The organism is Streptomyces sp. bgisy159 (genome assembly GCF_965341775.1).
Classification (GTDB): domain Bacteria; phylum Actinomycetota; class Actinomycetes; order Streptomycetales; family Streptomycetaceae; genus Streptomyces.
Map to the genome: position 1 here is coordinate 24210 of NZ_CBDQZH010000030.1, position 22564 is coordinate 46773.

Genomic DNA, 22564 nt, shown 5'->3' on the forward strand with positions numbered 1-22564 from the left:
CCCCGGCCCGAAAGGACGGTCATGGAGTACACCCACCTCGGCCGCAGCGGACTGCGTGTCTCCCGGCTCTGCCTGGGCACGATGAACTTCGGTGTGCACACCGAGGAGTCCGAGGCGCACCGCATCCTGGACGCCGCGCTCGACGCGGGCGTCAACTTCGTGGACACCGCCGACCTCTACGGCTGGCCGGAGCACCCCGGCCTGACGGAGACGGTCATCGGCAACTGGCTCGCGCGGGGCGGCGGCCGCCGCGAACGGACCGTGCTCGCCACCAAGGTGTACTCGGACATGGGCTCCTGGCCCAACGAGGGCGGGCTCTCCGCCCTGCACATCCGCCGTGCCGTCGAGGCCAGCCTGCGCCGGCTGCGCACCGACCACATCGACCTCTACCAGATGCACCACGTCGACCGGTCCACGCCCTGGGAGGAGATCTGGCAGGCGATGGAGGTCCTGGTGGCCCAGGGCAAGATCGTCTATGTCGGATCCAGCAACTTCGCCGGCTGGCACCTGGCCGAGGCGCAGGAGTCGGCCCGCGCGAGGCACCTGCCCGGACTGGTCAGCGAGCAGTCGCACTACAACCTCCTCGAACGCACCGTCGAACTGGAGGTCGTACCGGCCGCGCAGCGCTACGGGATCGGCCTGCTGCCCTGGTCACCGCTGCACAGCGGCCTGCTCGCCGGGGTGCTGCGGGACGAGCGGCGCGGGGTCAGGCGCACAGCCGCCCGCGCCGCCGCCGCGCTCGCGACGCGGCGCCCGCAGATCCAGGAGTACGAGGACTTCGCCGCCGAACTGGGCGAGGAGCCGGGCCACGTCGCGCTGGCCTGGCTGCTCGCCTGCCCGGCCGTCACCGCGCCCGTCGTAGGCCCCCGCACGCTCGACCAGCTGCACGGCGCGCTGGGAGCGCTGGACGTGGTGCTGGAACCGAAGGCCCTGGCCCGGCTCGACGAGATCTTCCCCGGCCACCGGCCCGCCCCCGAGGCGTACGCCTGGTGACCGGCCGGTCCCGCACCGGTCTCCGCCGTACAGGACGGCCCCGCACCGCCCGGTTCGGTCCGATCTGCTTCGGGCCGCCCCGCTCCGTAGTGCTCCGGCGTCCCGTCCCGCTCCGCTTCGTACAGACCGTCAGCAGCCGCTGCGAACCCGAGGGAGTCCCATGCCCCGCCGCCTGTTCACTTCGGAGTCCGTCACCGAGGGCCATCCCGACAAGATGGCCGACCGGATCAGCGACGCGGTCCTCGACGCGCTCCTGGCGCGGGACCCGCGCTCGCGCGTGGCCGTGGAGACGCTTCTCACCACCGGCCAGGTGCACGTGGCCGGTGAAGTGACCAGCAGCGCCTACGCGGACGTGCCCGGCCTCGTCCGCGACGCCGTGCTCGACATCGGCTACGACGCGTCGGCGAAGGGCTTCGACGGTGCCTCCTGCGGTATCTCGGTCTCCATCGGCGCCCAGTCCCCCGACATCGCGCGCGGTGTCGACACCGAGGACGCGGACGCCGATCCGCTGGCCGCACAGGGCGCCGGCGACCAGGGCCTGATGTTCGGATACGCGACGGACGAGACACCGGAACTGATGCCGCTGCCGATCCGGCTCGCCCACCGGCTGGCCCAGCGCCTGGCCGGGGTCCGCCGCGACGGGAACATGCCCTACCTGCGGCCGGACGGCAAGACGCAGGTCACCGTCGAGTACGACGGCGACCGCGCGGTCCGCCTCGACACGGTCGTGGTCTCCGCGCAGCACGCGTCGGACGTCGCCATGGACCTGCTGGTGCCCGAGATTCGCCGGAACGTCGTCGACGTGGAGCTGGCGCGGCTGGCCGAGGACGGCATCGGCATCGACACGGACGGGTGCCGGTTGCTGGTCAACCCCACCGGCCGGTTCCACATCGGAGGTCCGATGGGCGACGCGGGGCTGACCGGCCGGAAGATCATCATCGATACGTACGGGGGCATGGCCCGGCACGGCGGCGGCGCGTTCTCCGGCAAGGACCCCTCCAAGGTGGACCGCTCGGCCGCGTACGCGATGCGCTGGGTCGCGAAGAACGTCGTGGCGGCGGGGCTGGCCACGCGCTGCGAGGTCCAGGTCGCGTACGCGATCGGCAAGGCCGAGCCCGTCGGCCTGTTCATCGAGACCTTCGGCACCCACACGGTCGGCCCCGAGGTGATCGGGAAGGCGATCGACGAGGTCTTCGACCTGCGCCCGGCCGCGATCATCCGCGACCTCGACCTGCTCCGCCCGATCTACGCCCGGACCGCCGCGTACGGCCACTTCGGCCGGGAACTGCCCGAGTTCACCTGGGAACGCACCGACCGCGCCGCCGACCTGCGGGCCCTCGTCGGACTGTGACACGGCCTGAGCGGCCGTCCCGGGCACGCGGTGCGTGCCCGGGACGGCCGCTCAGCCGTTACCGGTCAGGGACCGGGCGATGTCGTGCAGGGCGGCGGTGGCGCGCCGGTGCAGTCCCTCTCCGAAGGTGACGCGCGTGACGCCGAGCCGGCCCAGTTCGGCGGGGTCCGGACCGCCGGGCCGGTGCAGGGCGTTGAGCGGGACGGCGACGGCGCCGGCGAGTTCGGGCAGCAGCGGCACCGGGGCCAGGATCGGGTACACCACGTCCGCGCCGGCCTCCGTGTACAGCAGGGCGCGGCCGATCGCCTGCTCGGTGCCCTGGTCGCCGTGCAGGTAGCTGTCCACCCGGGCGTTGACCACGAGCCGGCCGCCGGCCACGGCCGTGACCTCCGCCAGCCAGTCGGCGTGCGCGCGGGCGTCCTTGAGCGTGCCCGTGCGGTGGTCGGTGTCCTCCAGGTTGCAGCCGACGGCTCCGACGGCGAGCAGCCGCTCCACCAGTTCCGCGGGCGGCAGCCCGTACCCGTCCTCGACGTCCACGGTGACCGGGACGTCGACGGCACGCACGACCCGGGCGAGCGCGTCGAACATCTCGCCGGCCGGGGTCTCGCCGCCGTCGCGGTACCCGAGCACGGCGGCGACCGCGGCGCTGGAGCTGGCCAGCGCCGCGTACCCGGCCTCCGCGAACACGCGGGCGCTCACCGCGTCCCAGACGTTGGGGATCACCAAGGGATCGGCCGGGTCGGTCCGCTCGTGCAGGTCGCGGAAGAGGTCGGTACGGGTGGTGGGGGTGGTCATGGGCTGTCTCCTGGGGCTGGGTGAAGGCCGCCGCGCCGGGCTGTCCGGCCCGGGGCGACGGGAAAGACGCGTCCACCCGGCGGTCGGCGGGGTGGGTACGGTGGCCGCGCGGGCGGCCCGGACCGGCCGGGGCCGGTCCGTGGGTGTTCTAGCGTTTCAGAGCACGGCTCACCAAGTCGGCCGCGGCACCGGTGTAGTGGGCCGGGTCGAGGAGCGCGGTCAGTTCGTCCGGGCCGAGGACCCCGGCCAGCTCCGGCAGGGTCGCCAGGACGTCGGCGAGTGGTGTTCCGTCGGCCGCGGCCCGCGCGGAGGCGTCGGTCAGCAGTTGCCGGGCCGGTGCCTTGCCTAGCCGGGGCGCGAGGACCGCGGCGAGCCGCTCGGAGACGATCTGGCCGCCCGTCAGGTCGAGATTGGCCCGCATCCGGTCGGCGTGCACGGTCAGGCGGCGGGCGAGATCCACCGCCGTGTGCGCGGCGCCACCCGCCAGGCGCAGGGCCTCCCGCAGCAGAGTCCACTCGGCGTGCCAGGCACCGGCGGACCGCTCGTCCTCGGTGGTCAGGCACTGGGTCAGCCCGGCGGCCAGCACCGGGACCTGGAGGGCGGCCGAACGGATCAGGGTGGCGAGCACCGGGTTGCGCTTGTGCGGCATCGCGGAGGAGGCGCCCCGGCCGGCCGGGGCGGGCTCGGCCACCTCGCCGATCTCGGTACGAGTCAGCACCTGCACGTCCGCCGCCATCTTGCCGAGGCCGGCCGCGGTGTGCGCGAGCGCGTTACCGAGGTCGGCGACCGGGGTGCGCAGCGCGTGCCAGGGCAGCACCGGCCGGGCCAGACCGGTCTCCTCCGCGAAGGCGGCGGCCAGCGCGTCGGCGTAGCCGCCCGGGTCGGCGGCCCCCGGCGCACCGTCCAGGTGGGCGTACTCCAAGTATCCGGCGAGGGTGCCTGCGGCGCCGCCCAGCGCCACCGGGAGCCCGTGGTCCAGGATCCGCTCAAGCCGTTCGGCGGCGTCCAGGACCAGGGACCGCCAGCCCGCCGCCTTGAGCCCGAACGTGGTGGGCACCGCGTGCAGGGCCAGGGTGCGGCCGGCCATGACGGTGTTCCGGTGCGCCCCGGCGAGGCGGCCCAACTCCTCGGCGGTGGTGCGCAGATCGGCGACGACGAGGCCCAGCGCGCGGGCCGCGACCAGCATGGTCCCGGTGTCCAGGATGTCCTGGCTGGTGGATCCGCGGTGCACGTACTCGGCGGCGGCCGGGTCCGCCTCGGCCACCACGGCGGTGAACGCGCGTACCAGTCCGACCACCGGGTTGGCCGTCTCGCGGGCCGCCAGAGCGAGCGCGCGGGCATCGAGCAGGTCGGCGTCGGCTGCCTCGGTGATGGCGGCGGCGGCCGCGGCGGGCAGGGCCCCAAGCCCGGCCTGGGCCCGCGCCAGCGCGGCCTCCGCGTCCAGCATGGCCTGCAGCCAGGCCCGGTCCCCGGTCGCCTCCTCCACCGGGGTGCCGGCCCGCACCGGGGACAGCAGGCCGCAGTCGAGGCCGAGGGCGCCGCGCGTCATGCGGTCACCTCCGCCGGTCCCGCGCCGGCTACCCGCGCGGTCGCGTCCGCCGGTCCCGCGCCGGTCACTTGCGGCGCCACCTCCACCGGTCCCCCGTCGGCCACTCGCGGCGTCGCGTCCGCGGTCCGGGCCGGCAGCGACAGTACGGCGTGGGCGATGGCGTCGGCGTCCTCCAGGGTCACCGAGCCCACGCCCGGACGGATACCGGCCGCCGTCACCCAGTGCACGGCCTCGGTGGGCACGCCGTAGGCGAAGCGCCGCGGGTGGGCCCGGCCGGCGGCGTCCACGAGACGGTACGGGCGCTCCGTGACGTCGAGTCCGCCGGTCTCGTAGCCGGTTCCCCCGGCGCCGGGTATCCGGTGCGGGCGGCACTGGCCGGTGCGCAGCAGGTGGCGCAGCAGGGGGTCGCCGGTGCGGCGCAGGTCGGGCTCGGGCAGCCGGGCCTCGACGAGCGCGGTGAACGGCGGAGTCCCGCCCGCCGCCGGCCCGGCGCCCACCACGAAGGCGGGACCGGCCGGCCCGTCGGCCACGGCGTCCACCCGCAGCCCCGGCGGCAGGATCTCGACGACGCCGGCCTCGACGAGGGCGATCAGCTCCTCGATGCGGGAGACGGGCGGCCCGATGGACAGGAAGGCGTTGAGCGGGGTGTACCAGCCCTGCAGGTCGTCCCGGTAGGAGTTGCCCTCGATGCCGGCGTGGTCCACCACGAGCCGGATCTCGTTGCGCAGGTCGCGCAGCACGTCGAGGGCGGCCTTCAGCGGCCCGCTGACGTTGCCCGCCCTGGCCTCGGCCACGTCCCGGCGCAGATGCCCGAGCAGCCAGGCGCGGTAGTCGGCCACGGAGGTGAACTCGCGGTCGCCGTAGGGCCGGGAGATGCGCTCCCAGTCCCAGCGGTCCCCCTGCCCGATGCCCGCGGCGCTCAGGAACTCCTCCTCCTGGTCGTCGGCGAGGCGCGCGTAGGCGTCGGCGAACGCCGTCGGGTCCTCTCCGCGGGCGGCCAGCAGGGCCGCGTAGTAGACGCCCTGCACCTCCCTGGCGACGAGGGGCCACAAGTCGGTTCGGAAGGAGACCCGGTCGCCGCGCCGTGCGCGTTCGCGCAGCGCCGCGACCCGCAACGGGTCGAGAAGCCGGGGCTCGTGGCGGCCGTGGGGCCCCTTCTCGTTCTCGCCGCGGGCGTGGTAGGGCACGCCGCGCCGGGAGCCGGCGAAGAGCCGGGGCTCCTCGCCGGACGCGGTGTAGACGAGCCGGCCGTCGACCCGGGTGAAGGAACCGCCGCGGCCGAGCGTGAACAGGGCCAGGTGGTCGAAGAAGTTGAGGCCGAGGCCGCGCAGCAGCACGGGCCGGCCGGGGGCGATGCCGGACAGGTCGTGGTCGGCGGGGTTGGCGGGTCCGAGATACGTCAGCCCGTGCGTGGCGGCGAAGTCGGCGAACCGCCGTGTCTCGGCGGTGGGCAGCTCGGGCAGGTGCCCCTGGGCCAGCACCACGGCGTCCAGTCCGGTCAGCCGGGTGCCGTCGTCGAGCAGCACGGTCTGCGGTGCGTCCGGGCCGGGACCGGCGTCGTCGAGGGCGACGGCCAGCGCGATGTGCACGCGGACGGTGATGTGGTCCGGGGCGGTGGCGACCAGCAGCCGGAAAACCCAGCGCAGGTAGTGGCCGTAGAAGGCGCGGGTGGGGTAGGAGTCCGGTCCCAGCGCGCGTGCCTCGGCGAGGATCCGCTCGTCCGGGCCGTCGGGAACGGGCGGGGTGAGGGTGGCGTCCGCGAGGCGGCGCGCCCACTCGTACAGGCTGGGGCCGTCCTCGACCGGGCCGGAGATGCTGACGCTGCTGTCGGTGAACACGGTGACCTGGGATGCCACCGTGTTCATGAGCAGGTGCTCGGACTGCGTGGTGCGCCAGACCCGTCCCGGTCCGGGCGGCGAGGGGTCGACGACGTGCACGGTGATGCGCTCCCGTGAGGGCGACTTGCGTTCCTGGGCGAGCAGCCGTTCCAGGACGGACACGCTGCGGGGTCCCGCCCCGACGACGCAGATCTCCGAGTGTGTGCTGTTCAAGGGTCACTCTCCGCTGGACTGTGGCGTGGGCGTGGCGGGGCCGGCGGCGGGAGGCGTGCCGGGCCGGGAACTGCCGGGGGCCGGGGTGAGGCGGATGGAGACTTCCCGCCCCGAGCCGACCGGCAGGGGCACCGAGTAGTGGTCCTCGCCGTCGGAAACCCGGTCGGGGCAGGGGCCCGTGGAGCCCAGGGCGAGGACGATCACGCCGGGCCGCATCCGCCGTTCCAGGACGGCGAGCGCGGGCAACATCGGCTCCGGGCGGCAGTCGAGCGGGGGAGGTCGACGAGGGGCGGGGCGCGGCCGAGATCGTGCGGTCCGGAGTGCCGGACCTCGGCCCACGGGGTCAGTCCCGCCGCGGTCGGCCGGGTACGGCCGTCGGCAGCCCCCGGGTACTCCTGGCAGGAGCGGGCCCGACGGTCCGCGCCGGCCAGGAGGAGCGGACTCGCATGGCCTCCCGTCAGGCCAGAGCGAGCACTCGCGGACCGGAGCCGGGCCGGCCGGGCCCGGCCGTGGGGGCCGTGCCGAACCGGTTCCAGCCGACGTCGTCGTCCCGCAGCGGTTCGGTGGCGGCCGGCCGCGAAGAGCCGGGCCGGGCCTCCGTCAGGGTGTGGCAACCGGTAATGCCGCCGTACATGACTCGCCTCCACTACCTAAAGACATCGGACAACACGGATTACGGAACTGGGCGAGCAAGCGCATGCCCCGCCGGTCCCCCGACAGAACAACCGTCGCGGCCCGGAAGGGAACAAAGAAGACCTAACATGCTTCGGGTCGGCGCACTGCCGTGAAGCGAAGGATTGAAATGGAAACAGCTCAGCGTAAAACGGGCACGGGAATCGCAGGGATGACCTCGCGGCCGAAGGGGGTCAACGCGATCGAGGAGGCAATAGCCGCCTGTTCGGACAGGCTCACACATAAAGGCGCGGACTACCGCACCACCATGCGGAATGTCGCCGAGGCGCTCAGCGGCCTGTCGCGCGCGGTCGCGGAGCAGGCGGACTGGGCACCGACGGCCCCGCGACCGGAACCCGGCGTCCGCCCCCTCCCCACGGGAAGCGGCACCGCACATTCCGCTTTTCGCTATCTGTACGGCCTTCCGGACATCAATAGCGCGATACAGAATGAGCTGGACGGGGCCCGCAGCGAGATCCTCACCGCCCAGCCGGACGGATCGCGCCCGCACGCCGTGCTGCGGGACGCACTCGCCGCGGTGCGCCGGCAGCTGGCCGCCGGCGTGGCCATGCGGACGCTCTACCAGCACAGCACGCGGTTCGACGAACCGACCAAGCAATACGTCAAGGCGGTGACGGAGTTCGGTGTCCAGGTGCGCACGCTGCCCGAGTTCTTCGAGCGGCTCATCATCATCGACCGGACGGTCGCGTTCATTCCGGGCAGCCGGGACCGCAGGACCGCCGTGCTGGTCCGGGAACCGGCACTGGTCGGCTTCCTCACCGACGTCTTCACACGGCAGTGGGACCGGGCCGAGCCTTTTCCGTTCGTTCCGGTGCGGGCCGCGGAAGCAGCCGGGGACGTCATGCCGGACATGCGCGAAACGATCCGGAAACTGCTCATCGAAGGGCGCTCGGACAAGGAGATCGCCCGTCGGCTCGGATTGAGCCTGCGTTCGCTCCAGACGCATGTGGCGCGTTTTAAGGACGATTACGGGGCGCAGCACCGGCTCCAGCTCGGGTATCTCATGGCGCTGAGCGACCAAATGCCGGGCGAGCCGGGTTCCGGTGATTCCTAGCGCCTGGAAACCGGAATGTGCCGCGGGGCTGGAGGCGGCGCGCACCGTGGGCGGAACCGTCACCGAGCAGCTGCTCACCGTTTCACTTTGGCCGCCCCTTCGCCGCGCGGCACCGAATTCCCAGGAGAAGCACGCCCATGTCACGCTACGCGCTCGCCGCGAACGAGAACCCCTTCCCGCCCCTGCCGTCGGTACGCGCGGCACTCGCGGCGGCGAGCGGCACGGTCAACCGTTATCCGGACCGTTCGGTCGCCGCGCTGACCGCGGCGATCGCCGCCCGGCACGGCGTACCGTCCGAGCACATCGCGACGGGTGCCGGGTCGGTCGGGGTGACCCAGCACCTGTTGCACTCCGCGCTGCGCGAGGGCGACGAAGTGGTCTACGCGTGGCCGTCGTTCGAGGCGTATCCGCATCTCACCGAGTTGTGCCGGGGCACGTCCGTGCGGGTGCCGCTGCGGGCGGAGCGGCACGACCTGGCGGCGATGGCCGACGCGATCACCCCGCGCACCGCGCTGGTGATCGTCTGCAATCCCAACAACCCCACCGGCACCGCCGTGACCGCCGCGGAGTTGGAGTCCTTCCTGGACCGGGTGCCGGACGGCGTCCCGGTGCTGCTGGACGAGGCATACCGGGAGTTCGTACGCGATCCCGAGGTCCCGGACGGCATCGAGCTGTACCGGAACCGGCCGGGGCTGATCGTGCTGCGGACCTTCTCCAAGGCGTACGGCCTGGCCGGTCTGCGGGTCGGCTACGCCGTGGCGCAGGAGGAGCAGGCAGCCCGGATCCGGCACGCCGCGGTGCCGTTCGGGGTGAACGGGCTCGCCCAGTCGGCCGCGCTCGCGTCGCTGGCCGCCGAGGACGAGCTGCTGGAGCGGGTGGAGGCCGTCGTCAAGGAACGCGACCGGCTGACCGGCGCGCTGCGCGCCCTGGGACCTGACGTGCCCGTGGCGACGTCGGAGGCCAACTTCGTCTGGCTGCGGCTGGGCGAGCGCACGACGGCGTTCGCCGAGGCATGTGCCGCGGCGGGGGCGGCCGTGCGCGCCTTTCCCGGCGAGGGAACGCGGATCACGGTGGGCGAGCCGGAGGCGAACGACGCCGTCCTGCGGATCGCGGCACGGTTCGTGCCCAAGGCGCGCTGACGGGTCGGCTCGGCCGCCGGGCGCCAGGGTACGGGCCTGGCGGACCCGTCCGACCGGGCGCCCGCGCTGTCCGGCACCGGGGTGCCGGACAGCGAAACCGTCCTGCGCCCGGGTGGGCCCGGGCGGCACTCGGTGGACCCGGGCGGCACCGGCACCGACAGCCGGCCCGCACCGGCATCCGCAAGGCGAGTGCAACAGGTGCGCACGGTGCCGTCGCGGCTCAGTCGCCGATCCGGCTCTTCCCTCGCGCCGGCCACGGCTCGGTGCCCGTGAGCTTCCCGGACCCGTCCACGCGGCCGGCCGCCGCCCATCGGACGGCCGGTTCCATCGCGACTCCCGCGGCGAGGAACAGCGCACCGAGAACCAGCCAGCCGCCGGTGCCCCAGGACAGGACGAGGGCGGTCAGCAGCAGCGGTCCGATGAGCCGCGCCACAGCCGTTCCGGCGCCGTAGAAGCCCTGGTACTGCCCCTGTTGGTCGGCCGGGGCGAGCGCGAAGCCGATTTCCCAGGAACCCGAGCCCAGCAGCATCTCGCCGAAGACCTGCGCGCACGCCGCGACCAGCAGCACCAGCAGCGGCAGCCAGGCCGATCCGCCGGCCGCGGACAGCGCGAAGCACAGGCAGGCAAGCAGCATCACGACGCCCGCGTGCCGCACCGCGCGTGACGCCGACCGGAGGCCGGAGACACGGGACGCCATACGCACCTGGAAGAGGACCACGGCGAGCGTGTTGAGCACGAGCAGGGCGGACACGGTCCAGCCCGGTGCCGCGGTGCGCTCCACGATCCACAACGGCAGTACGACGCTCAGCAGCGGCATGTACAGCAGCATGACCATGTTGAGCAGCGAGACCAGAGCGTAGGGGCGGTCCCGCAGCACGGTCAGACCGGAACCCGCCGGGCGGTCGTCGGTCCCGGTCCGCCCGGTCGGCACCGGCAGCCGCAACAGCACACCGGCCGCCAGGACGAAGGACAGCGCGTCCACCGCCAGCGCGGTCAGATACGCGGCCTCGCTGTCGAGCTCCAGCGCGATGCCGCCGAGCGCCGCTCCGAGCGCCAGGCCCGCGTTGACCGTCGACTGCAGGTACGCCCGCGTCTCGGTGCGCCGGGCGGGCTCCACCAGCGCTGCCAGCAGGGCCTGCCGGGCCGCCGCGAGACCGCACTGGCAGCACGTGTACAGGCACACCGCGGCCAGGAACGCGGGGTAGCCGCGGACGAAGAGGAGGGAGGCGATGGCGGCTCCCGTCGCCAGCGACATGATGATGGCGATGCCGCGCGGTCCGCGCCGGTCGGCGAGATGGCCGACCGGGACGCCGGCGACCGCGCCGAGCGCCCAGCCGACGGTGAGCGCCGCGCCGATCTGCGTCGGCGACAGCCCGATGACGCGGCTGAAGTACAGCACGGAACAGACGTAGTAGGCGCCGTCCCCCACCGAGTTGGTCAGCTGTGCCAGAGCCAGGGTCCGTGGGGGCCCTTGAGGGGGGATGATCCTGCCGAGGCCCATTCGCTTCCTTCCGCGCGGCCCGTGTCCGGCACAGGCACCCCGATGGCGTACTCACCGAAGTCTTTCCGGCTCGCGGGTGCCGCACCACCCCGACGAGGGTTCGTGTCTGGGAGCTGCCGACTTGGGAAGGATCACATAAGGAGGCAAAGACGCCGGAAGTTGACGAAGCGGCTGCCGCGGTCCGCGCCCGAACGGCCGGGAAGCAGACCGCGCACGGCGAGGCACTCGGCCGGAACCGGCCGGCGAACGGCTCAGGCGCCCTTTCCGTCGAACAGTTCCGGCCGGCCCGAAGGGACGGGCCCGGCGGGTATGACCTCGACGCGCAAGGTCTCGCGGACGAAGCGCACCGCGTCGTCCCGTTCGACCGGGGAGCCCGCGGCGATCAGGACATGGCCCATGCGCTGTCCGGACGAGGTGAGCGGGCGCACCGTGTCGCCCGGCCGCCTGCGCAGCCGGACCCGGACCACCGCCGGATGGGCGGTGACCCGTTCCGTGCCGGTGATGCCGGTGATGGTGCCGGGCGGGGCGGTGGGAAAGACCGTGGCCGCGTAGGACACGGGCCGTCGCGGCAGGTCCGGCAGCGGCAGCCCGAGCGACAGCCGCACCACGGCCTCGTACAGGTCGAAGCCGTAGGTCAGCCCGATCGCGTCGGGCAGGTAGTCGCCCGGGGTGCGCACCGCGACCTCCATGAGCACCGGGCCCGTCGTGCTCATCCGGAACTCCAGGTGCACCAGGCCGGTGCGCATACCGATGGCGCGCAGGACCCCCGACGTCAGCTCGCGGATCCGGGCCGCCGCCGCGGGGTCCGGGTCGTGGCCGCAACGGTGGACGAGCTCGACGAAGTACGGGGGCGGTGTTGTCTCCTTGGCGGTGAGGTTCTCGAAGAGCACCTCGCCCTCGCGGACCAGCGCCTCCCAACTGTACTCGGGGCCGTCCACCGCCTCCTCGACCAGGAGCTGGCCCTCACCGGCGCGGCGGGCGACGACCTCCTCGACGGCCTCGGGGGTGCGGACCAGTTCCACGCCTTCACTGCCCGACAGGTTCAGCGGTTTGACCACCACCGGCAGCCGTTCGAGCATCCACGCGCGCGCGTCGCCGATCCGGGCCACGTGCCGATGGGCGGGCTGAGGCACACCGTGCGCGCCGAACAGGGAGCGTTGCAGTGCCTTGTTGCGGGAGACGACGGCCGCGTGCAGGGACGGCCCGCGCAGGCCGTACCGCTCCTGGGCCAAAGCCGCCGCGACGACCTGCGGTTCGGCGAAGCCGATCAGGCCGTCGGGCACCCGCTCGGCGACGGCGGCCGCGACCGAGCCGGCCCAGGACTCCTCGCGGTCACCGGCCACTCGGTGGAAGCGCTCGGCGAGGTCCGTCGGCCGGTTGTCCCAGGTGGCCCCGGACTCCACGGCGCGGGCCCGCAGGCCCAGCCGGGCGGCGGCCTCCAGGTAGGGGCGGCCCATCGTGCCGACGCCGGCCAACAGCAGTTCCGCGGGCTGCGGTGCGGCGGCGGAGGCCGGGACGGCGGGCTCGGCGCTCACGGGCGGATCCTCTCGGCGGGTGCCGCCGGTTCGGCGGCGGGCGGGGCTGTGCGCAGCAGGCGGGTGACGGGTGTGACGAGCAGGGCGGCCAGGCAGAACGCCGCAGCGAGACCGACCCAGCCGGCCGGTCCCGCGGCGATCACCACGGAGGCGATCAGCGCCGGGCCGACTATGCGCTGACCGGTGCCGCCGAGGCTGAACACCGAGAGGTAGACGCCCTTCCGGTCCTCGGGGGCCCAGGCGTAGCTCAACTCCCAGCCGCCGGTGGCCTGCCACATCTCCCCGAGCGTCAGCAGGACGCAGCCCACGGCGAGGACGGCCGCGGCGGCCCAGGGTGAGCCGGGGCCGCCGGCCGCCGCCAGGGCGAGACAGCACAGGGCGAGCGCGATGCCGCCGAGGCGCAAGGAGCGGGCGGCGCCGTCCTCCCGCTCGGCGATCCGGGCGATCGGGACCTGCAGTGCGATCGACATCAGGGTGTTGACCAGCACCAGGAAGGGCAGCGCCCCGGCGGGCATCTCGGTGGCTTCGAGAGCCCACAGCGGGAGTCCCACCGACAGGATCGTCACATGCAGGTTGAGGACGCCGTTGAGGACGGTCAGCAGTCCGTAGCGCCAGTCCCGGAACCGGCGTACCGCGCTGAGCGGACCGACCTTGCGCTGGACGGTGTCGGCGCCGTCCAGTCGCAGCCGGGTCAGCATGAGGGCCGAGACGAGGAAGGCGGCCGCCGTGCCGAGGACGATGACGCGGTACGGCCACACGCTGTCGGCGGTCAACAGCGGCGCGGCCAGCAACGCCCCCACGGAGAAACCGGCGTTGCGCACGGTGCGGATGATGGCCATGGTGCGGGTGCGGTCGGTGCCCGCGACCGTTGCGGACGCCACCGCCTGGGTCATCGGCTGGGTCGCCGCCTCCGCGGCGGCCAGTGCGCAGGAGACGAGGGTGAACCCCACCAGGCCGTGGACGAGACAGAGTACGGCGAAGCCGCCGGCCCGCCACGCCTGGAGGGCGATGAGCGTGCGCCGGGCGCCGAAGCGGTCCCCGGCCGCGCCGATCGGCACGGTGGTCAGGAACCCGACCACACCGGAGATGGCGAGCCCGGTGCCGACCTCGGCAGCCGTCAGCCCCACGGAGCGCACGAAGAACACCGCGGACGCTGCCAGATACAGGCCGGTGCCGATGGCGTTGACCAGTGAGATCACCGCGAAGGCACGGCCGTTGGCGGTGGCCGGTATGTAGGCGCGCCACACGGAGCGGGTCATCGCTCCGCCCCCGTCGGCGGTTCGGCCACGGTGATGACGTCGATCAGGCCGGCCGCGTCCTTCGCCTGTCGTGCGGCGGTCGGCGCGTCCTCGGCGGTGGCGATGACGAAGCCGGCCCGTTCCCAGGAACTGGTGACGGGGCGGACGGTGGCGCCCGGCGCTACGGCGAGGTGCACCTGGAGCACGCCGTGGGCGGTGCGCGCCCTGTCGATGCCCGGCACCGCCGTGACCCTTCCGGGCGGCGGGGTCAGGAACCTTACGGCGGCACCACGGCGGGCCTGCCGCGGCTCGACCGGGCCACGGCCCTCCAGTACGTGCAGCAGGCAGCCGAGGATGTCGATGCCGTACGCCTCGTCGATCAGTACGGTGATGCCGCCGCCGGGCATCCGGCCCGCGCACTCGATCAGGTGCGGGCGGCCGTCGGGCTCCGCGAGGATCCATTCCGAGTGCAGGATCCCGGAGCGGAAGCCAACGGTCTCGGCGAGCCGGACGAGCACGTCGCGCAGCGCGGACGTGGTGGTCTCGGGCAGCGGGGCGGGCACGGTGTGGCCGGTCTCGACCGGATGGCGGGTTTCCTGGGAGTACTTGGCGGTGACGTTGACGAAGCCGACGATCCCTTCGTGGACGACGGCCTCGACGCTCACCTCGGGCCCGCGCAGCCGCTGTTCGACGAGGTGGCGGGCGGGCTCACCGTGGTGGGCGCGCAAGGTCGGCTCGTCGGCCGCCGTGGTGTGCGCCCACGCCGCGGTCACGTCGTCGTCCGGGCCGAGGAGCTGCACGCCCAGACTGGCCTGCCGGTTCGCGGGTTTGAGGACGACCTCGCCGCCGTGCGCGGCGCGGAAGGCGGTCACGTCGTCGGGGCCGTCGGCGCTCGCCCAGGCCGGCTGGGCGATGTCGGCGCCGGCCACAGTGGCCCGCAGCAGGGCTTTGTCGCGCAGGACGACGGCCGCCTTGGTGCCCGCGCCGGGCAGTCCCCACTCCTCGGCGAGCGCCGCGGCGGTGACCACCGCGTACTCGACGACCGGGACGACCGCGCGGACCTGTGGCGGGCGCGGGACGGCCGCCACGACGCGCTCGGGGTGCGTCTCGTCCTGGGTGGCGGCGGGCAGCAGGGCGGCCACGCAGGCGTGCCGCTCGGCGAGCCCGGCGAGTTCCCGGGCCGCGATGACCTCGGGCTCCTCCAGGACCAGCACGGAGTCGGCCGGCAGCAGGCCGTCCAGCTTGCCGAGCATGACGGGGCTGTGGCCCACGAGGACATGGGTGACGGAGCCGGGCACCGGGGACTCGTCGGGAACGGTGTCGATGCTGACGGCGGCGCGCACCTCGGCCTCCAGAACGTCCAGTTCCGCCACGGTCGGCGCGTCGACGAGGAAGGACACGGCCCGGTCCTCGGAGCTGCGCAGTGCGCCCAGGCGGGCGCCCCGGTCCTGGTGGACCAGGATCGCGCGCAGGGTGGGCGGGTCGTCGGCGGCGCCGGGCTCGGTGCGCGGCCACAGGCCGCGTTCGCCGACCCAGGCGGGCGCGACGTCGAAGCCCGTCACGGTGACGTCGCGCAGGACGCCGGGTGTGTGCTCCAGGTACACCTGCCGGGCGACGCGCACCGGAGCGGGATAGGCGGCGGGCTCGCCGAGCGCGATCCGGATGATCTGCCGCTCCAGCGAGGCCCCGCTGGCCAGCTCGTACAGCACGCACAGGCCGTCGCCCGGGGGCCGTGCGGCGACCTCCATCAGCACGGGCCGGTGGTCCTCGCCGACCCGCCACTCGGCGTGCGCGACGCCGTCTCGGAAGCCCAGCGTCCGCAGCATCCTCGCGTTGGCGGCCAGCAGCGCCGCCTCGTCGGCCGGGCGGTCAGCTGGCACGGTGTGGGACAGCTCGACGAAGGTGGCGGCGTGTGTGTCCGTGGTGTCCTTGCGGGTGACGGAGGCGAAGACGATCCCGCCGTCCTGGACCAGGGACTCCACCGAATACTCCTGCCCGGTGGCCTGCTCCTCGATCAGTACGGTCTCGTGCGGGGGATGTCCGGCCAGCAGGTCGCGGAGCCGGCCGGGGCCGGCGACGCTCTCCACCCCGGAGCTGGAGTGCCGTCCGGCCGGCTTGAACACGACCGGATAGCGCAGGGCCGTCGCGTCGACGCGGTCCCGTTCGCCGGGCGGCACGATGACGGCCGCCGGGCTGCACTCGGGCAGGTACCAGCGCTGGAGGTACTTGCTGCGGCAGGCACGGGTGGCGCGCAGTCCGGGGCTGGGCACGCCGAGGGCGTCCGCGAGCAGCCCGATCGGCTCGACCTGGGTCTCGCCGACGGCGCAGGCGCCGACGATGTCGTACTCCTCGCGCCAGCGGCGGGCGGCGGCCACGGCGCCCGGCAGGAAGGAGTTGTCGACGGCGGGGTCGCCGTCGACGAACGCGAAGTCGTCGATGGCGGTGGCGGGATGGCCGGCCTCGGCGGCCTTCGCCAGGGCCTCTTCCCGTCCGGCCGCGGGCGTGATGAGAAGGATCTTCAGGCCTCGACGGACCAGCTCGTCCAGATAGGCGGGTGACCGGCACACGACCAGGAATGATCCCGCCAGTACAAAGGCGGCCGGTCTCTGTCTTCCGTGCTGCGGGTCGTCCATCTCCGTCTCCCCCGAGTGTTGTTCACGATGTGGGTGCCTGGGCGGCACGCGTCCGGCGGCGGCCGGGCCGCTCCCGCACCGACGGGAGCGGCCCAAGGCCGCGCGGGGCGTCTCAGTCGAAGCGGAGACTGCCCGTCCGGGTCCTCTTCAGCTCGAAGAAGTCCGGGTAGTTGGCGAGTGCGCGGGCTCCGTCGAAGATCCGAGCGGCCTCCTCGCCGCGCGGGATGGAGTTGAGCACCGGGCCGAAGAAGGCGACGCCGTCGATGTGGATGGTGGGCGTGCCGACGTCCTCCCCGACCGGGTCCATGCCCTCGTGATGGCTCTTGCGCAGTTCCTCGTCGTAGATGTCGGTGTCGGCGGCGGCCAGCAGCGTGTCGGGCAGGCCGCAGGCGGCGAGCGCCTCCGCGGCGACGGCGAGGTAGTCCTTGTTGCCGCCGTTGTGGATCCTCGTGCCCATCTCCTGGTACAGGGCGGGGTAGACCTCTTCGCCGTGGTGGTGCGCCGACGCGGCGCAGATCCGGTTGAGGGCGAGCGAGTTGTCCACCATGGTGCGGTACCAGTCGGGCAGTTCCCGTCCCTCGTTGAGGACGAACAGGCTCATCAGCCGGAACCGCAGGTCGAGCGGGCGGTGCTGCTGCACCTCCAGGATCCAGCGCGAGGTGATCCAGGCGAAGGGACAGGCCGGATCGAAGTAGAAGTCGACCTTGGCGGTGTCCGTACCTGCGCCGGAGGCCGGCACGGTGGGGGTGCTCGCGGTGGCGGGCGTCTGTGCGGTCATGCGGTGGGCTCCTCGTGGACCGCGACGGACGCGCCGTCGCCGTCCCGGACGTAGGCGGTCAAGTCGGCGTACTGCTCGCGCAGTTGCCGCTTGAGGACCTTACCGGTGACTCCCACGGGCAGACCGGGCTCCTCCGGAACGATCTCCAGCAGTCCGAGCAGCGGGTGGCCTGCGGCCCGGAGGGCGTCGTTGGCCTGGCGGAGCAGCTTCTCCGGGTCGGGGTCGGCGACGGACTGTGCGACGGTGACGACGGCCACGGGCACCGCCTTGCCGTCGCGGCGGCCCGCCACCACGGCGACGTCCCCGGTGTCCGGCACCTCGTTGAGGATGACCTCCTCCATGAAGACGGAGTAGCCGGTGCCCTGCTCCGTCTCGATCGCGTCGGCGGCGCGGTCGACCAGGAAGAAGTCGCCTTCGGCGTCGCGGTAGGCCATGTCGCCGGGCATCCAGTAGCCGGACAGCCGGAAGCGGTAGGTGGTCTCGGAGTCACCCCAGTAACCGGGCGTGATCGCGGGTCCCTTGGCGGCCAGGTAGCCGACCTCGCCGTCGTCCGCGTGGCTGCCGTCCTTGCGGAGGATGGTGACCTCGGCGACGCCGACCGGCTTGCCGGCACAGCGGTCGTTGCGCTTGCTGTCCAGGGTGCGGGCCTTCAGCAGGACGCCCCAGCCGAGTTCGGTGGTGCCGAGGCGGTCCAGGAAGGCGGCGGGTGCCAGGCCCGGGCTGCGCATGGACAGCACCTTGGTGATGTGCGCCTGGTGCACGGCGTCGCCGATGGACACCCAGGCCTGGACGGAGTCCAGCGTGCCGGGCTCCGGTTCGATGTTGGCGAGTTCGGCATAGGCGTGGGCGAAGGACATCACGGAGGTCGGCCGGTACTTCGCCACCGCACCGGCGAGACCGGGTCCGCTGCGGTCGCTGAGCGCGACGATCGGAGTGCCGCCGAGCACCGCGTAGACGGTGTACGCGATGCAGCCGAGGTGCGACTGGGGCAGCGCCGTCATCATCAGCGCGCCGGGGTGCTCGGTGTGGTCGACCAGGCGGAACTTGGGCCCGGAGACGATCGACTTGTGGGTGTGGATGGTGGGCTTGGGACGGCCGGTGGTCCCGGACGAGTGCAGGATGGTGACCGGGTCGTCGTCGTGGTGGTGCCAGTAGGCGTCGGACGGCAGGGTCGCCGCGGGCGGGGCGGGCAGCTCCTCGACGCTGACGGTCCAGCTCAGGCCGAGGTCGGCGGTGGAGCCGAGACGGTCGAGGCGGGCCTGGTCGGCGTACAGGCCGACCGGCGTGGTCTGCTGGATCAGCGACGTCGCGATGGCCTGCGAGGCGTTGGAGTTGATCAGCAGGGCCACCGCGCCGATCTGGGCGAGCGCGTAGAAGTGCAGGGAGTAGCCGAGGGAGTCCTCGAACCAGACGGCGACACGGTCCCGGGTCTGCACGCCCTGCGCCAGGTACCAGGCCGACCAGCTCTGCGCCAGCGCGTCGAACTCGGCAAGGCTGAACTCCTCCCGCAACTCGCCGTCCGGCGTGGCTATCGGACGGCTGGAGCGCAGGAACGGCAGGTCGGGGTGCGGGTTGGCGGCGAGCGCCGAACGCAGCAGGTTCCCCCCGCCCACGGTGGGATCGGCGGCGAGCGCGGAGCGCTGCTCGGGGGTGAGGACGGTGGGGGCGAAGGTGGTCATGGGCAGCCTCTCGGACAGGGGTCGGGCAGTGTGCGGTGGGATCGCCGCCGTCGGTGTCTCCCGGCCGCGGCCGGCCGATCGCGTATGACGCGTCAGTCCCGTGCGAAGAGCCGGGCGCAGGCGTCCTGGTGGTGAGCGAGGTCGTCGCCCAGGTAGTCCCGCAGTTCGCCGAGGAGGGCGGCGAAGCCGGCCTCGGTGCCGTGCTCCACTGTCTCGGCGAGCCGGTGGATGGCGGCGGCCAGTGCCTTGCGGGCCGCGGGCGCCTCGGCGTTGGCGTACTGGACGTCCCAGTACACCTCCGGGGTCCCGCCGACGACGCGGGCGAGCAGCGCCAGCAGGGTGGTCGCGGGCGGCGGTGCGATGGGGCGAAGCTCCGCGGCCGGTACGCCCGTCCCGGCCAGGGCGAGCCCGAAGCCGAGCACGGCGGCGTGGGTCAGCGCCTGGGAAGCGGCGGCCAGCCGGTCGTGCTGGGCCGCGTCGACGCGCTCCACGGTGGCGCCCCAGTCCTCGACCAGCCCGAGCAGTTCGGTGACGCCGGGTCCGTCGTGGACGACGACGGCGGCCACGGGCCGGCCGGTGAAGCCGAGCGCGGGGGCGAACATCGGGTTGAGGCCGACCGCCTGCACGCCGGGGGCGTGTTCGCGTACGGCCCGGGCCACGGCCTGTTTCACGGACAGCGTGTCGGCGAGCACCGCGCCGGGCCGCAGTGCCACGGCCAGGCCGGGCAGCGCGGCGAGCGCCACCGGTTCGGGGACCGCGAGGACGACCAGGTCGGCCCGGCCGAGTTCGGCGGCGAGCGCCGGGTCCACGGCGGTGATGTCGCCCTGCACCCGGCGGGCCGCTTCCGGCTCGGCGCCGGGACCGAGGGCGGGGTCCACGACGGTCACCTCGACGTCCGCGCCGATCAGCCGCTCGGTGAACAACCGGCCCACGGCTCCGGCACCGCCGACGACGACGGCGCGCCCGATCACGGCAGGCCCCCGACCGGTGCGGCGAACGAACCCGGGGAAGCCGACGAGGCCGGGGCGGTCGCGCCGCCCGTCGGGGCCGGGTAACCCGTCGGTGGCGTCAGGTCGGGTTCGAGCGCGGTGGCGAGGACCGCGGTGACCATCGCGCGGGACTTGACGACGGTCTCCTCGAACTCCTCCTCGGCGTCGGACAGTGCCACGATGGCCCCGCCGACGCCGAAGGCGACGCGGTCGGGGGTGGCGACCAGGGTACGGATGACGATGTTGAGGTCGGCGGCCCCGCTGAGCGCGAACCAGCCCAGGGACCCGGAGTAGACGCCTCGCGGTCCCTCCTCGAGCCGGTCGATGATCTCCATGGTGCGCAGCTTGGGCGCCCCGGTCATCGAGCCGCCGGGGAAGGCTGCCCGGACGCAGGAGACGGCAGTCTCCTGGGGTCGCAGCGTGCCGCGGATGGTGGACACCAGCTGATGGACGGGCGCGTAGGTCTCCACCTGGAACAGGCTCGGCACGTGCACGGACCCGACCTCGGAGACGACATTGAGGTCGTTGCGGATCAGGTCGACGATCATCAGGTTCTCGGACCGGTCCTTCTCCTGGCTGAGGAGGTCCTGGCGCAGCGCCTCGTCCTCCTCGGGAGTCGCCCCGCGCGGCCGGGTGCCCTTGATCGGCTTGGACTCGGTGACCCGGTCGGTGCCGACCGTGACGAACCGCTCCGGGGAGGCGCTGAGCACGGCGACGCCCGGGAAGTCGAGCAGCGCGCCGTAAGGCACGGGGCTCAGCCGGCGCAGTTGGGCATAGGTGGTCAGCGGGTCGATGCGGACGTCCATGACGACGGAGTTGGTCAGGCAGACCTCGTAGGTCTCGCCCTGGCGTATCTCCTCCAGGCACTGCCGGATCCGGTCGAGGTAGGCGTCCTTGTCGTGGCGGAGGCGGACGACACCGGCGGCGACCGGGTCGATCATGCCGACGCCGCGGAAGGGGGCCGTCTCCGGCCGCCCGGCGTCCGGGACGGGCAGGGCGCGCAGCCGGTTCTCGGTCTCCGTCAGCCAGCGCAGGGCGTCGTGGTCGTCGCCGTCGGCGGACAGGGCCAGCAGATAGCTGACGCCCTCGGCGTGGTCGACGGCGAGCATGCGGTCGGCGAAGAGCACCGCCGCGTCCGGGGTGGCCGACTTGTGCACCGCCTGCCCGCCCGTCTCGGCCTTGAGTTCGTAGCCGAGGTAGCCGACGTAGCCGAGGTTGAACTCGAACGGCAGGCCGTGCGGCACCGGCACGGCACGCGAGCGGATCTGCCGGTCGAGGTACTCGAAGAAGCCCTGCTCGACGATCTCGCCCTCGTCGCCGTCGCGGCCGGGGCTGCGCACGGTGACGCCGCCGTCCGACACCCGGTAGCTGACGTACTCGGCCAGGGGGCCCCTGCCGTCGCCGAGGAAGGAGAAGCGGGACAGGCCCTCGATGACCGCGCCACTGTCCAGCCAGAAGCCGTGGGTGCCCCCGTCGAAGAGGGTGCGGTAGGCGGTCTCGGTGTCGGGCTCGACGTCCACCCGGCGCACGTGCACGGTGTAGCGCGAGCGGTCGGCGGCGCCGTGAGCGAGGGCCAAGCGGCGGAAGTTCTCCAGCAGTTCGCGCCCGTACTCGCTGCTGATCGACTCGGGGTGGAACTGGACCCCCCAGATCGGCCGGGACACGTGCTGAACGCCCATGATGACGCCGTCCTCGGTCCAGGCGACGGCCTCCAGTTCTTCGGGGAGGCTGACGGCGGCGAGGGAGTGGTAGCGCACCACGTCGAACGGGCTCGGCAGCCCGGCGAACAGGTCGGCGCCGTTGTGGTGCACGGCGGAGATCCGCCCGTGCATGGGTTCGGCGGCCAGCCCGACGGTACCGCCGAACAGATGGGTGATGCCCTGGTGGCCGAGGCACACGCCGAGGACGGGCAGTCCGCTGTCCAGGATGGCCCGGGCGCTGATGCCGAAGTCCCGCTCGCGGTCGGGGCGGCCGGGACCGGGCGAGATGACGATGGCGTCGAACTCGTCGAGCCGCAGCGACGACCAGTCGGCGGCGTTTCTGACGACGACCGGTGGCTGTCCGTTCACCTCGCCGAGCAACTGGTAGAGGTTGAAGGTGAACGAGTCGTAGTTGTCGATGAGCAAGGTCCTCACGAGGACCTCCCGATCACCTGGTCCTCTACCCGGCACGTCTCCTCGATGACGAGGTCGTAGAGCCTGCGCAGGAACGTCTGGTCGATGCCGTGCCGCTCGCCGTACCGGGCGGCACGTTCGTGCACGACGCCGATGCGGTGCGGCTGCATCATCGGCACGTCGTGCTCCCGTTTGAAGTGCCCGATCTCCACGCACTTCTCGATGCGGGCGCGCAGTTGTTCCAGCAGTCTTTCGTCGATCGCGTCGAGTTCCGCTCGAAGGTCCTCGATGGTGACGCCGGTCGTCGGCCTGTCCCCCATGGCTGTCCCTCCCCGCCTGTTCACCGTTCGAATGTGCCCGTCCGCTCCCTCGCGCCGCCACATGCCCGATAGCTCGTATCAACGCAGTGCAGACAATGCGGGGATCGATACGCGGACAAGCGGGACATTCCGACGGCTGACATTCAGCCAGG

Annotated in this window: 18 protein-coding genes; 4 read left to right on the forward strand and 14 right to left on the reverse strand. The window is 73.3% G+C overall.

Annotation, left to right across the window (positions count from 1 at the left end; all coding sequences use genetic code 11):
• Positions 1 to 21 precede the first annotated feature (21 nt).
• Together ACSLTV_RS25275 and metK are read left to right on the forward strand one after the other, a co-directional pair.
• The gene (locus ACSLTV_RS25275; RefSeq protein ID WP_432133475.1) at positions 22 to 993 is read left to right on the forward strand and encodes an aldo/keto reductase; all 972 of its coding nucleotides are present in this window, start codon (positions 22 to 24) and stop codon (positions 991 to 993) included.
• Between the two features lie 160 nt (positions 994 to 1153).
• A complete protein-coding gene (gene metK / locus ACSLTV_RS25280) occupies positions 1154 to 2344 on the forward strand; it encodes a methionine adenosyltransferase (protein ID WP_432133476.1) in 1191 nt (396 codons plus the stop codon).
• Between the two features lie 51 nt (positions 2345 to 2395).
• On the opposite strand, the gene ACSLTV_RS25285 is transcribed toward metK, so the two are convergent.
• The 5 genes from ACSLTV_RS25285 to ACSLTV_RS25305 form a co-directional block, all read right to left on the reverse strand.
• Positions 2396 to 3139, reverse strand: a complete 744-nt coding sequence (locus ACSLTV_RS25285; RefSeq protein WP_432133477.1) for an isocitrate lyase/PEP mutase family protein — start codon at positions 3137 to 3139, stop codon at positions 2396 to 2398.
• 148 nt (positions 3140 to 3287) lie between these two features.
• A complete protein-coding gene (locus ACSLTV_RS25290; RefSeq protein ID WP_435612953.1) occupies positions 3288 to 4688 on the reverse strand; it encodes a lyase family protein in 1401 nt (466 codons plus the stop codon).
• Entirely contained in the window at positions 4685 to 6739 is a 2055-nt protein-coding gene (locus ACSLTV_RS25295) for an FAD/NAD(P)-binding protein (protein WP_432133479.1), read from the reverse strand. The genes ACSLTV_RS25290 and ACSLTV_RS25295 overlap by 4 nt, the downstream gene beginning before the upstream one ends.
• Before the next feature lie 3 nt (positions 6740 to 6742).
• Positions 6743 to 6988 carry a hypothetical protein gene (locus ACSLTV_RS25300; protein WP_432133480.1) on the reverse strand — a complete coding sequence of 82 codons (246 nt, stop codon included), beginning with the start codon at positions 6986 to 6988 and terminating at the stop codon, positions 6743 to 6745.
• 208 nt (positions 6989 to 7196) lie between these two features.
• A complete protein-coding gene (locus ACSLTV_RS25305) occupies positions 7197 to 7373 on the reverse strand; it encodes a hypothetical protein (RefSeq protein ID WP_432158240.1) in 177 nt (58 codons plus the stop codon).
• Positions 7374 to 7541: 168 nt separating this feature from the next.
• Here ACSLTV_RS25305 and ACSLTV_RS25310 point away from each other — a divergent pair, with 168 nt between their 5' ends.
• Both ACSLTV_RS25310 and ACSLTV_RS25315 read left to right on the forward strand, forming a co-directional pair.
• On the forward strand, positions 7542 to 8486 hold the full coding sequence (locus ACSLTV_RS25310) for a LuxR family transcriptional regulator (protein ID WP_435612954.1): 945 nt from the start codon (positions 7542 to 7544) through the stop codon (positions 8484 to 8486).
• Positions 8487 to 8503: 17 nt separating this feature from the next.
• Positions 8504 to 9625 (forward strand): histidinol-phosphate transaminase, encoded by a 1122-nt coding sequence (locus ACSLTV_RS25315; protein ID WP_435612955.1) that lies wholly within the window; start codon positions 8504 to 8506, stop codon positions 9623 to 9625.
• A gap of 220 nt (positions 9626 to 9845) precedes the next feature.
• Here the strand turns inward: ACSLTV_RS25315 and ACSLTV_RS25320 are convergent, their stop codons facing one another.
• The 9 genes from ACSLTV_RS25320 to ACSLTV_RS25360 all read right to left on the reverse strand — a co-directional run bounded on the left by ACSLTV_RS25320 (position 9846) and on the right by ACSLTV_RS25360 (position 22412).
• On the reverse strand, positions 9846 to 11126 hold the full coding sequence (locus tag ACSLTV_RS25320) for an MFS transporter (protein ID WP_432158242.1): 1281 nt from the start codon (positions 11124 to 11126) through the stop codon (positions 9846 to 9848).
• A 251-nt stretch (positions 11127 to 11377) separates the two neighbouring features.
• Entirely contained in the window at positions 11378 to 12661 is a 1284-nt protein-coding gene (locus tag ACSLTV_RS25325; RefSeq protein WP_435612956.1) for an ATP-grasp domain-containing protein, read from the reverse strand.
• The gene (locus tag ACSLTV_RS25330) at positions 12658 to 13920 is read right to left on the reverse strand and encodes an MFS transporter (RefSeq protein ID WP_432133485.1); all 1263 of its coding nucleotides are present in this window, start codon (positions 13918 to 13920) and stop codon (positions 12658 to 12660) included. Before ACSLTV_RS25330 ends, ACSLTV_RS25325 begins: the two co-directional genes overlap by 4 nt.
• On the reverse strand, positions 13917 to 16466 hold the full coding sequence (locus ACSLTV_RS25335; RefSeq protein WP_435612957.1) for an ATP-grasp domain-containing protein: 2550 nt from the start codon (positions 16464 to 16466) through the stop codon (positions 13917 to 13919). Before ACSLTV_RS25335 ends, ACSLTV_RS25330 begins: the two co-directional genes overlap by 4 nt.
• Positions 16467 to 16644: 178 nt before the next feature.
• Complete coding sequence (locus ACSLTV_RS25340; protein ID WP_432133487.1) at positions 16645 to 17310, reverse strand: mycothiol-dependent nitroreductase Rv2466c family protein; 666 nt, start codon at positions 17308 to 17310, stop codon at positions 16645 to 16647.
• Positions 17307 to 18989 carry a class I adenylate-forming enzyme family protein gene (locus ACSLTV_RS25345; RefSeq protein WP_432133488.1) on the reverse strand — a complete coding sequence of 561 codons (1683 nt, stop codon included), beginning with the start codon at positions 18987 to 18989 and terminating at the stop codon, positions 17307 to 17309. The genes ACSLTV_RS25340 and ACSLTV_RS25345 overlap by 4 nt, the downstream gene beginning before the upstream one ends.
• 92 nt (positions 18990 to 19081) lie before the next feature.
• The gene (locus ACSLTV_RS25350) at positions 19082 to 19960 is read right to left on the reverse strand and encodes a prephenate dehydrogenase/arogenate dehydrogenase family protein (protein ID WP_432133489.1); all 879 of its coding nucleotides are present in this window, start codon (positions 19958 to 19960) and stop codon (positions 19082 to 19084) included.
• Positions 19957 to 22113 (reverse strand): aminodeoxychorismate synthase component I, encoded by a 2157-nt coding sequence (gene pabB, locus ACSLTV_RS25355; protein WP_432158245.1) that lies wholly within the window; start codon positions 22111 to 22113, stop codon positions 19957 to 19959. Before pabB ends, ACSLTV_RS25350 begins: the two co-directional genes overlap by 4 nt.
• Complete coding sequence (locus ACSLTV_RS25360; protein ID WP_432158246.1) at positions 22110 to 22412, reverse strand: chorismate mutase family protein; 303 nt, start codon at positions 22410 to 22412, stop codon at positions 22110 to 22112. Before ACSLTV_RS25360 ends, pabB begins: the two co-directional genes overlap by 4 nt.
• Between the last annotated feature and the right edge of the window lie 152 nt (positions 22413 to 22564).